Source organism: Micromonospora tarensis (genome assembly GCF_016803395.1).
Lineage (GTDB): Bacteria > Actinomycetota > Actinomycetes > Mycobacteriales > Micromonosporaceae > Micromonospora > Micromonospora tarensis.
Map to the genome: position 1 here is coordinate 1 of NZ_JAEVHL010000249.1, position 9,627 is coordinate 9,627.

Here is a 9,627-nt window from a genome sequence, read left to right on the forward strand (position 1 = left end):
CCTCCGGTCAAGGTGAAAGCGTCGCAACTTCCACCTCGCCGGAGGTCTCTTCATTTCTCAAGCCGCCACGCCGTGTCAACAACGCTCATGATCACTACAACTAGGTATTCCACAGTGCCCGCGCCGTGGTAGCCGGCCTCCCGGCAGATCGCCTTGGCGCTGTCGTGGATCTGCGCCCGCTGGGCGTCGGTGAGGAACGGCGCGGGGGCCTCCTCGACGAGCTTCTGGTGCCGGCGCTGCAACGAGCAGTCCCGGGTGCCCACCACGATCACGTTGCCGTGCTGGTCGGCGAGGACCTGCGCCTCGACGTGCCGGGGCTGGTCCAGGTAACGCTCGACGAAGCACTCGCCCCGACCGAACGCGGCGACCGCCTCCCGGGTGGCCGACTCGAAGAGCTGGGGGATCTCCTCCATCGTCCGGGCGACCTTCAGGCCGCGCCCGCCGCCACCGAACGCGGCCTTGATGGCGACCGGCAGACCGTGGTCGACGGCGAACGCCATCACCTCGTCCGGGCTCGCCACCGGGTCCGGAGTGCCGGGGACCAGCGGCGCGCCGGCACGCTGGGCGATGTGCCGCGCGGTGACCTTGTCACCCAGGTCCTGGATCGCCTGCGGGGTCGGGCCGATCCAGGTCAGCCCGGCGTCGATGACCGCCTGGGCGAAGTCGGCGTTCTCGCTGAGGAAGCCGTAACCCGGGTGTACGGCGTCGGCGCCGGACCGGGCGGCCACGTCGAGGAGCTTGTCGATGCGCAGGTAGGTCTCGGTCGCGCTGTCCCCGCCGAGCGCGTACGCCTCGTCCGCGAGGGTGGCGTGCAGGGCGTCCCGGTCGGAGTCCGCGTACACGGCGACGCTGCCCAGGCCGGCGTCGCGGCACGCGCGGATCACCCGAACGGCGATCTCGCCGCGGTTGGCGATGAGTACCTTGCGCACCTCGTGGCTCCTCCCGGGCAGGTTACTGACGGGGAGTGTATCGGCCACCCCGGCGACCCTAACGATCGCTCAGTGTGGGATGCCGCACTGAGCGCGCAGCCGTCTAGTCAAACTTGGCTATTACGCTTATCAGGTGTCTTCAACTCGGATGATAATCCTCGGTCTGGTGCGGTGGATGCAGCCCGTGCACGGCTACGACGTGCGCCGTGAGCTGCTGAGCTGGAGCGCCGACAAGTGGGCGAACGTGCAGCCCGGGTCGATCTATCACGCCCTGCGCAAGCTCACCGAGGAAGGGCTGCTGCGCGCCGTCGCCACCGAGCAGGTCGGCGCGCGTCCGGCCCGCACCACCTACGAGGTGACCCCCAAGGGGGAGGACGAGTTCGAGACGCTGTTGCGCAATCTCTGGTGGAACTTCTCCGAGCCGATCGACCCGTTCACCGCGGCTTTCTCCTTTCTGCCCGCGATGCCACGGCCCGAGGCGGCGGCGGCCCTGCGTAACCGGGCCAACCTGCTGCGGGCCGGAATCGAGTCGATGCGGGCCTCGCTCGGCTCGGACTGGGTGCGCAACACCAAGCCGGTGCACGTCGGGTGGATGTTCGAGCTGTGGTCGGCCCGGGCGGAGGCGGAGATGACCTGGTGCGAGCGGATCGCGGAACGCATCGAATCCGGTGTGTCGTACCTGCCTGCTGAGCTGGAGAACGCGGAAGGTTGGTCGGGGTGGCGCGACGGTGACGGGCAGCGCGAAGCCCGGGGCGAATAATCAACGTTGACTAAAAAAGCTATATCGCGTTAGCCTGCTGGCGGCACAGCGGGGGAGTGCGCCGTCCGGCGTCGTCCCAACTCCACGGCCGGCCCGTCCGGCCCGAACGACCAGGAGCAGAGATGATCGAGACCAGGGGGCTGCGGAAGTCGTTCCGCTCCCGCGCGGTCGAGAGACGAAGACGGTGGAGGCCGTGCGGGGCGTCAACCTGAAGGTCGCCGAGGGCGAGATCTTCGGTTTCCTCGGCCCGAACGGCGCCGGCAAGACCACCACGCTGCGGATGCTCGCCACGTTGATCGAGCCGGATGGCGGTGAGGCCACCATCGCGGGCGCCGACCTGCGCAAGGACCCGGCCGAGGTGCGCCGCCGCATCGGTTACGTCCCCCAGGGCGGCAGCACCTGGGACGAGTCCACCGCCCGCGAGGAGTTGGTGCTGCACGCCCGGATGTACGGCATCGGCAAGGTCGACGCGCAGCGGCGCGCCGCCCGCGCCCTGGACGCCTTCCAGCTCACCGAGTACGCGGACCGCAAGTGCAAGACCTACTCCGGCGGCCAGCGCCGACGGGTCGAGATCGCGCTCGGCATCATCCACGAGCCGAAGATCGTCTTCCTGGACGAGCCGACCACCGGCCTCGACCCGCAGAGCCGCGCCCACATGTGGGACGAGATCCGGCGGCTACGCGCCGACGGGATGACCGTCTTCATCACCACGCACTACCTGGACGAGGCCGACGCGCTCTGCGACCGGATCGCGATCATGGACAACGGCGAGGTGGTGGCCGAGGGCACGCCCGCCGAGCTGAAGAGGGAGATCTCCGGCGACGTGGTGCTCGTCGGCCTCGACCTGGCCGCCACCCCGTCGGCCGCCCAGGCACTCGACGGCGAGCCGTACGTCAACAAGCTGGAGACCGCCGACGAGGGCGGCCTGCGCCTGTACGTCGACGAGGGCGCCACCGCGATCCCGCAGGTGCTGCGCCGACTCGACCACGCCGGGCTGGAACTGCGCTCGATCGAGCTGCACCGACCCAGCCTGGACGACGTCTTCCTCACCAAGACCGGCCGCTCGCTGCGCGAGTCCTGACCCCCGGAGACGACTCATGAAATTCGCCCGTGACACCTGGCTGATCTTCCAGCGCCAGACCCAACTCCTGCTGCGTAACCCGGTCTGGGTCTTCGTCGGAGTGTTCCAGCCGGTCATGTACCTGCTGCTCTTCGCCCCGCTGCTCAAGCCCGCGCTGAACGCCCCCACCCAGGCCGCCGCCTACAAGATCTTCGTACCGGGCCTGCTGGTGCTGCTGGCGATCTTCGGCGGCCTGTTCCAGGGCTTCGGTCTGATCGCCGAGCTGCGCGCCGGGGTCATCGAACGCTCCCGGGTCACCCCGATCAGCCGGCTCGCCCTGCTGCTCGGCCGCTCGCTGCGCGACGTCGTCTCGCTCATGGTGCAGGCGGTCATCATCACCCTGCTCGCGCTCCTGTTCGACCTGCGGGTGTTCCTCGGCGACCTGCTCCTCGCGTACCTGATGCTCGCCCTGATCGCCCTCATGACCTCGGCCGTCTCCTACGGCGTCGCCCTCAAGGTCAAGAGCGAGGACGCGCTGGCCCCGTTGATGAACACCGTGGCGCAGCCGGTGCTGCTGCTCTCCGGCATCCTGCTGCCGCTCACCTTCGCGCCCGGCTGGTTGCAGGGCATCGCCAACTGGAACCCGTTCTCCTGGGCGGTCGACGGCACCCGGGCGCTGTTCGCCGGTGACCTCGGCAGCGACAAGGTCTGGCAGGGGCTGGGCATCACCGCCGTCCTCGCCGCCCTGGGCGTCTACTGGGCCGCCCGCCAGTTCGCCCGCAGCGTGCGCTGACGCTCTCGCTTCGGATATCGGGGTGTCCTCCGCACGAGGACACCCCGATAACCGTGTTTCGGCGTGCTCAGCGCACCCGGGCGAGGGTGAGGCCGTCCGCGATCGGCAGCATCACCGGGTCCACCCGCACGTCGGCGAGGACCTCGTCGTTGAACGCGGCGATGGCCCGGTCACCGGCGTCCCGCGGGGCGATCACCCGGCCGCCACGCAACACGTTGTCGACCGCGATCACCCCACCCGGGCGCATCCGGGGCACCAACTCCGCCCAGTAGACCGGGTAGCCGGTCTTGTCCGCGTCGATGAACGCGAAGTCCAGGTGGCGCTCGTGCGGCAACTCCCGCAGGCGGTCCGCGGCCGGGCCGATGCGCAGGTCGATCCGATCCTGCACCCCGGCCCGTTCCCAGTAGCGTCGGGCGACGCCGGTGAACTCCTCGGAGATGTCGAAGCAGGTCAGCTGCCCACCCTCAGGCAACCCCCGGGCGATGGCCAACGACGACAGCCCGGTGAACGTGCCGATCTCGACGGCCTGCCGTACGTCCAGCAACCGGGTGAGAAACGTCAGAAAGGCGGCCTGCTCCGGGGCCACCTGCATGCCGGCGTGCTCCGGCAGCAGCGAAAGGGTTTCCTCGGCCAGGTCCCGGATGATCTCGTCCGGTGGGGCGCCGTGTGCGACCAGGTAGGCGTGCAGCTCGTTGGTGAGCGGGATCGACTTGGTGGTCATGACCGGACGTTACCCAGTGGCTCGACGGACTGGCCGCCCGGCGCGACCTTCGTCCACAGGTCGGTGATGCGCAGATCCAACTCGCCGAGGAGTCGGCGCAGCAGCGGCATCGACAACCCGACCACCGTCCCCGGATCGCCCTCGATCCGCTCCACGAACGCCCCACCCAGCCCGTCGATGGTGAACGCGCCAGCCACCGCCAGCGGCTCACCGGTGGCCACATAGGCGGCGATCTCGTCGTCGCTGATGTCGGCGAAGTGAACGACGGTCGAGGCGACCGCCTCCGCGCGCCGCCCGCCGGCCACGTCGATCAGACAGTGCCCGCTGTGCAGTACGCCGCTGCGCCCCCGCATCCGCAACCACCGCCGGGTGGCGTCCTCCGGGTCCGTCGGCTTGCCGAGAATCTCCCCGTCGAACGCGAGCACCGAGTCACAGCCGATCACCAACGTCCGCTGGTCGGCGGCAGGGCTCAGCCGGCCCACCACCGCCTCGGCCTTGAGCCGCGCCAACTCCAGGCACAGATCCTCGGCCCGCTCGGTCACCACCACGGACTCATCGACCCCGCTGACCAGCACGTCCGGCTCGACACCGGCGGCCTGAAGCAATTTACGACGGGCGGGGCTCGCCGAAGCGAGCACGAGGCGGAGCGGCACAGTCTCAGACACCCACCCGACGTTACCGGCTAACCGCCCCGTCCCCCGTCAGCCCGCCGAGTGGCGAGACGAGGCGACCCTCGTCTACTGCGTCAGTTCGGTGGGCTGCCGTCACGGCACGCCATTGAACCCGCACCTCGACCGACAGATCCGCCCCCAGATTGCCTGAGCCTTGACTGTTAGCCCTGGCCCGTCGCCTTGATCCCTGCTCGCTCGAGCGTGGTGCGTGCTCGCTCGAGCGTGGTGCGTGCTCGCTCGAGCGTGGTGCGTGCTCGCTCGAGCGTGGTACGTGCTTGCTCAGGCGCAATCCACGGTCGCCCGAGCGTGATCCACTCGCGTTCAAGGAAGTCGGGCGATCCTCGCGCCCAGGACCCCGCGATTTCCGTGAACTCGAGTCGATCAAGGCCCAGGTCGTCCAGTCAGCGACTGATTCGGGGCGGTGGATCATCACTACGTCGACGTCGTCGCGCCACCCACGCCCAACCGACCCCGGCGACCACCATCACCCCGAGGGTGGCCAGGCCCCGCGCGGTTGCCCCACCATCGTCGTCATCGGAAGGAGCGCCAGCCGTCGCGGTCGACACAACACCGGCCGGCGCGCTCACCGACTCGAACCCCAGTGGCGGTACGTCCGCCGTCAGCGCTGCCACAAGATCGATCACGCCGTACCCGTACTCGTCGTCACGGCCAGGCGGTCCCTTGTCGACTGCGGTAGCCGTAAGTCGATGCGCCACCTCCCGCGCTGGCAGGTGCGGGTACTTGGACTTGATCAGAGCAGCCGCCCCCGCGACAATCGCAGTCGCGCTCGATGTGCCGGTGCCCTTCGAGTATTTTCCGCCGTAGCTGGTGCTGTAAATGTCAACGGCTGGAGCGACCACGTCGATCTTCGGCCCGGTAACCGAGATGGCAGCATGTCGTCCAGCCCGATCGACACCCCCAACCGCGATCACGCCCTCTTCGCTAGCTGGGTAGCGCACATCGGTGTCGGGCGGCGAATTCCCGGCCGCAGCAACAATGACGACGTCAGCATCCTGAGCCATTCCAATTGCTTGCTGAAGTCGCACACTTGCGCCAGCAACTGCGGAGATGCTGATGACATCAGCGCCTCCGGCAACAGCGAATTCGATGCCGGACGCCAGTGCGTCAGGATCGCCGACTCCATTAGCCGGGGTATCCAGGATTGGAAGGATCTTTGCCTTCGGTGCCATGCCAAGAGCGCCTTGTCCGTCTATTGAGCCATGGGCAGCGATTAGACCAGCCATTGAAGTGCCATGACTATCGCGATCCTGGCGGCCATCACCATTTCCCCCCGGGGTGACGTCGGTACCCTTGAGGAGGTTTTCGCGCAAATCCGGGTGAGGATCGACTCCAGTGTCCGGCACCGCGACGATCACTCCAGACCCTTGGCTCAACAGGTGTGCCTGCTCAATATGTAGGTACCGCAAATGCCACTGGTCGGCTCGTATTGGCTCTACGTCTTGAGGTTGGGTCGCAAGGCTAATTAAAAGCAGAATTCCCGATAGAAAGTTTACGGAAGAGCCTGCCATTGGCACTTCTCACCTGTTGAAGCCTATTGCCGGGCCAGGGTCAATCGGGTCGTCTCTGTCTGGAGGGCGAACTACTGGAGGGACGCCTTGATCGGTCTCCCAAGGGTTGTCAGGGTCCCATTGACGAAACTTCTCGTCCGTCTTTGTCCGGAACTCTGAGTGACTTCCCCCTCGAGGTGCACCGCCAATCGGCAAGCCATTTAGGCCTCCATTGATGCTGCGACCCCCACCTGGGCGGCTTCCGGCTGATCCAGTGGGTGCGGTCCCAGCTGCTCCACCGCCTATGACGCCGCCGATGGGATTGACCCTTCTAGGGGCGCCGTTATTGTTGGCAGGTTGACCTAACGTTGATCCTGGGGGGCCACCGATTAGTCCTCCAGTGGGAGGGGTTGGGCGCGAAGGCGTTCCGGAGTGTGGGGTACTTCCATCGGGTCCTCCACTCAAGGGCCTCATCAGGTCACCGGGCGGGGCCGTTATCCTGGGGAGCGCCGCAGGCGGGCCGATAGGGGTTCGAGGAATTCTTGGCGGGGTGCCTAGGGCAGGGGCAGTTGATGGACCTGTCGATCCCGGCGTTTGTATGGTTGGTGGTGTGGCGGCGCTGGGAGGTGAGAAAACTCCAGATGTGTTCCCTCCAAGGACCGGCCCCAAGCCCGACTGCGCAGGGGTGGTGGTGCGCGATTGCTTATCAATTGCTTTGCGAGAAGGGGTGGTCGAGGCTGGTAGCGGAACCGGCACTATTGGTGGAATGGCGGGTGTCGGATTATTGGCGTAAACGTCGTGCTCTTCCGGCTGCCGCGCATTTTTAGGTGCGGCTGGAGGTTTTTGCAGGGTTGCTTGTGCTTGTTGTAATTCGCCACTCAGGCTGAACATCATGGCCCGTGCCTGCACATTCAGCCGTTCCAGCTCGCCATCCGTAACGGGCGGCTCGGTGACCCGGTTCCCCAGGACCGCCTTCGGGTCGGCGGCCATCGCGTCGAACGCCTGCTTCCGCTGGAATTTGGCCGCGTACTCCTCATAGATCTTGCGGAGCGCGGCGCGGGTGGTGCTGATGGCCTGGGTGGCGGCGGACAGCGCGGTGTAGTTCGCGGCGGCGGCGTCGTGGGTGCGTCGCACCTTGTCGATGAGTTCGTCGAGTTCGGCGAGGTACGTGCCGGAGGCGGCGCTGGTTTCGGGGGGCCACGCCTCGGCGAGCCCGCGCCGATATTCCTGGAGGCGACCGAGGTGGGTTTGCGCGAGGTCGCAGACCTTGCGCCAGCCGGCGACCTGCTTCCAGTGGTTGGCGGTGTCGTGGTCCTGTAGGCATGCCCACATGCTGTTGACGTCCATGAGCTGCCAGTCGGTGAGGCCGGAGGTGCGGCCGGTGCCTCGTTCGATCACGGCAGCACCACCGGCCGGTCGGTGTCGGGGCCGGTCGGGTCGGTCAGGGTCGACGTGGGGCCGCCGGGCAGCATGTTCAGCGGGTTCGCGAGCGCCTGTCGGATATCCAACACACGGGCGGCGGTGAATGCGTCGCTGTCGGCGTACTGGGTGGCGACCTGGTCGGCGGCGGCGGCCAGGTGGCCGGTGGCACCTCTGACGGCGTACACCATGTCGGCGGTGGCCTGCTGGGTCTCTTGGTGTGCGTGCAGGAAGGTGACCAGCTCGATGAAGGCGTCGCACGGGTTGGGCAACTTGGCGGACATGTCTTCGGCGATGTACGACAGGTGGGGCGCGTAGTTGGTCTCGACCTCGGCGGCGAGTCGGTTGGCGAACTCTCTGAGCTGGCTGATGTCGGCCTCGATGCCGCCGTAACCGCGCAGCCAGGGTGCTGGCCGGTCCTCTTCGGGGATCATGGATCCTCCCTACCTGTAACGGCACCGTTTCCCTGAGTGAGGGTAGCGGCTGCGCCAGCACCTGGCAGCCCCCGGACGGGTGGGTCGGGTCAGCGGGGCAGGCCGGAGGCCCGCCACCCGCCGGCACCGGCCGGTCTACCGCTGCGCGCCCAGGCGGACGTGGTCGCCGGCTCGGGGGCGGCGGTCGGACGGGAGCGGACGACTATCGCCCCCACCAGAGCGGCCAACTCCTCCGCGGTGGGCACGCCGCGCACGACCCGGAACAGCGGCTCTTCGGCAGACATGCCGCCAGGGTACGCGGCGCGAAGTTGCGGGAAGCGGACAGTGGCGTGCCGGCGGTGTGAGCGTCAGCGGCTCCGGGTACCGTCTCAGCGATGTCGAACGCGCTTCCCCAACTCGTCGCTGACCGATACCGGCTCCTGTCGCCGCTCGGCCAGGGCGGCATGGGCCGGGTGTGGAAGGCGCGCGACGAGGTGCTGCACCGCGATGTGGCCATCAAGGAGTTGGTGCCGCCGCCCGGTCTCACCGACGAGGAGCGCCGCGAGATGCGCGAGCGGTCGTTGCGGGAGGCGCGGGCCATCGCCCGGCTCAACCACGCCAACGTCGTTCGCATCTTCGACGTGCTGCGCACCGACGGCGATCCGTGGATCGTGATGGAGTACGTGGCGTCGAGGTCCTTGCAGGACACTCTCGCCGAAGACGGCCCGGTGTCGGTGGCCCGCGCGGTGGAGATCGGCCTCGGTGTGCTGGGTGCGCTCAGCTCCGCGCACAAGGCGGGTGTCATGCACCGCGACGTCAAGCCCGGCAACGTGTTGCTCGGCGAGGACGGTCGGGTGGTGCTGACCGACTTCGGTCTGGCCACGATCCCGGGTGACCCCAACGTGACCCGTACCGGCATGGTGCTCGGCTCGCCGGCGTACATCTCGCCGGAGCGGGCCCGGGACGGCACCGCCGGGCCGGAGGCCGACCTGTGGTCGCTGGGCGCGACGCTCTACGCGGCGGTCGAGGGCAAGTCACCGTACGCCCGGCCGTCGGCGATCGGCACCCTCGCGGCGCTGGCCACCGAGCCGATCCCGCCGCCGAAGAACGCCGGCCCGCTCAAGGCCGTGCTCAACGGGCTGCTGCGCAAGGACCCGAACGAGCGGATCACCGCCGAGGTGGCCGAGCGGTTGCTGCGCCGCGCCGGGGGCAAGCGGGCGCGCGGGATCTCGCTGCTCGATGGGGTACGCCGGCCGGGGCCGAACGGTCCGCGTGAGCCGCGCCCGCCGCTGGTGCCGGCTCCGCGACCCGCTGAGAGCGTCGACCGGCCGGTGTCACCGCCGCCGGTCGCGG

8 protein-coding genes and 2 pseudogenes are annotated in these 9,627 nt (G+C 68.3%); 4 read left to right on the plus strand and 6 right to left on the minus strand.

The features are described from left to right. Nucleotides 1-98: 98 nt before the first annotated feature. Nucleotides 99-929: pseudogene (locus JM949_RS29940) on the minus strand (ATP-binding protein); the annotation flags it as partial. A 148-nt stretch (nucleotides 930-1,077) separates the two neighbouring features. On the opposite strand from JM949_RS29940, the gene JM949_RS29945 reads away from it, so the two are divergent. From JM949_RS29945 to JM949_RS29955, 3 genes and pseudogenes are all read left to right on the plus strand, one after another. Continuing rightward, nucleotides 1,078-1,689, plus strand: a complete 612-nt coding sequence (locus tag JM949_RS29945; protein WP_203151491.1) for a PadR family transcriptional regulator — start codon at nucleotides 1,078-1,080, stop codon at nucleotides 1,687-1,689. A gap of 122 nt (nucleotides 1,690-1,811) precedes the next feature. Further along, nucleotides 1,812-2,770, plus strand: a pseudogene (locus JM949_RS29950) (ATP-binding cassette domain-containing protein). A gap of 16 nt (nucleotides 2,771-2,786) precedes the next feature. Next, nucleotides 2,787-3,542: an ABC transporter permease gene (locus JM949_RS29955; RefSeq protein ID WP_203151492.1), complete on the plus strand. Its 756-nt coding sequence runs from the start codon at nucleotides 2,787-2,789 to the stop codon at nucleotides 3,540-3,542. A 67-nt stretch (nucleotides 3,543-3,609) separates the two neighbouring features. Here JM949_RS29955 and JM949_RS29960 read toward each other — a convergent pair whose 3' ends face one another. The 5 genes from JM949_RS29960 to JM949_RS29980 all read right to left on the minus strand — a co-directional run bounded on the left by JM949_RS29960 (nucleotide 3,610) and on the right by JM949_RS29980 (nucleotide 8,579). After that, nucleotides 3,610-4,263: an O-methyltransferase gene (locus tag JM949_RS29960; protein ID WP_203151493.1), complete on the minus strand. Its 654-nt coding sequence runs from the start codon at nucleotides 4,261-4,263 to the stop codon at nucleotides 3,610-3,612. Continuing rightward, complete coding sequence (locus JM949_RS29965) at nucleotides 4,260-4,928, minus strand: Maf family protein (protein ID WP_203151494.1); 669 nt, start codon at nucleotides 4,926-4,928, stop codon at nucleotides 4,260-4,262. Before JM949_RS29965 ends, JM949_RS29960 begins: the two co-directional genes overlap by 4 nt. A gap of 407 nt (nucleotides 4,929-5,335) precedes the next feature. Further along, entirely contained in the window at nucleotides 5,336-6,463 is a 1,128-nt protein-coding gene (gene mycP, locus JM949_RS29970; RefSeq protein ID WP_203151495.1) for a type VII secretion-associated serine protease mycosin, read from the minus strand. 1,373 nt (nucleotides 6,464-7,836) lie between these two features. Continuing rightward, nucleotides 7,837-8,295: a glycosyltransferase family protein gene (locus JM949_RS29975; RefSeq protein ID WP_203151496.1), complete on the minus strand. Its 459-nt coding sequence runs from the start codon at nucleotides 8,293-8,295 to the stop codon at nucleotides 7,837-7,839. Nucleotides 8,296-8,384: 89 nt separating this feature from the next. Further along, a complete protein-coding gene (locus tag JM949_RS29980; protein ID WP_203151497.1) occupies nucleotides 8,385-8,579 on the minus strand; it encodes an acyl-CoA carboxylase subunit epsilon in 195 nt (64 codons plus the stop codon). Between the two features lie 90 nt (nucleotides 8,580-8,669). On the opposite strand from JM949_RS29980, the gene JM949_RS29985 reads away from it, so the two are divergent. Further along, nucleotides 8,670-9,627 (plus strand): serine/threonine-protein kinase (locus JM949_RS29985; RefSeq protein ID WP_203151498.1); only part of this gene is annotated, 958 nt, incomplete at its 3' end.

What these genes read in the sequence shown, in the direction of transcription:
- JM949_RS29975 (WP_203151496.1), bottom strand. Translation starts at nt 8,295, where the DNA reads ATGATCCCCGAAGAGGACCGGCCAGCACCCTGGCTGCGCGGTTACGGC.
- JM949_RS29960 (WP_203151493.1), bottom strand. Translation starts at nt 4,263, where the DNA reads ATGACCACCAAGTCGATCCCGCTCACCAACGAGCTGCACGCCTACCTG.
- mycP (WP_203151495.1), bottom strand. Translation starts at nt 6,463, where the DNA reads ATGGCAGGCTCTTCCGTAAACTTTCTATCGGGAATTCTGCTTTTAATT.
- JM949_RS29955 (WP_203151492.1), top strand. Translation starts at nt 2,787, where the DNA reads ATGAAATTCGCCCGTGACACCTGGCTGATCTTCCAGCGCCAGACCCAA.
- JM949_RS29980 (WP_203151497.1), bottom strand. Translation starts at nt 8,579, where the DNA reads ATGTCTGCCGAAGAGCCGCTGTTCCGGGTCGTGCGCGGCGTGCCCACC.
- JM949_RS29945 (WP_203151491.1), top strand. Translation starts at nt 1,078, where the DNA reads ATGATAATCCTCGGTCTGGTGCGGTGGATGCAGCCCGTGCACGGCTAC.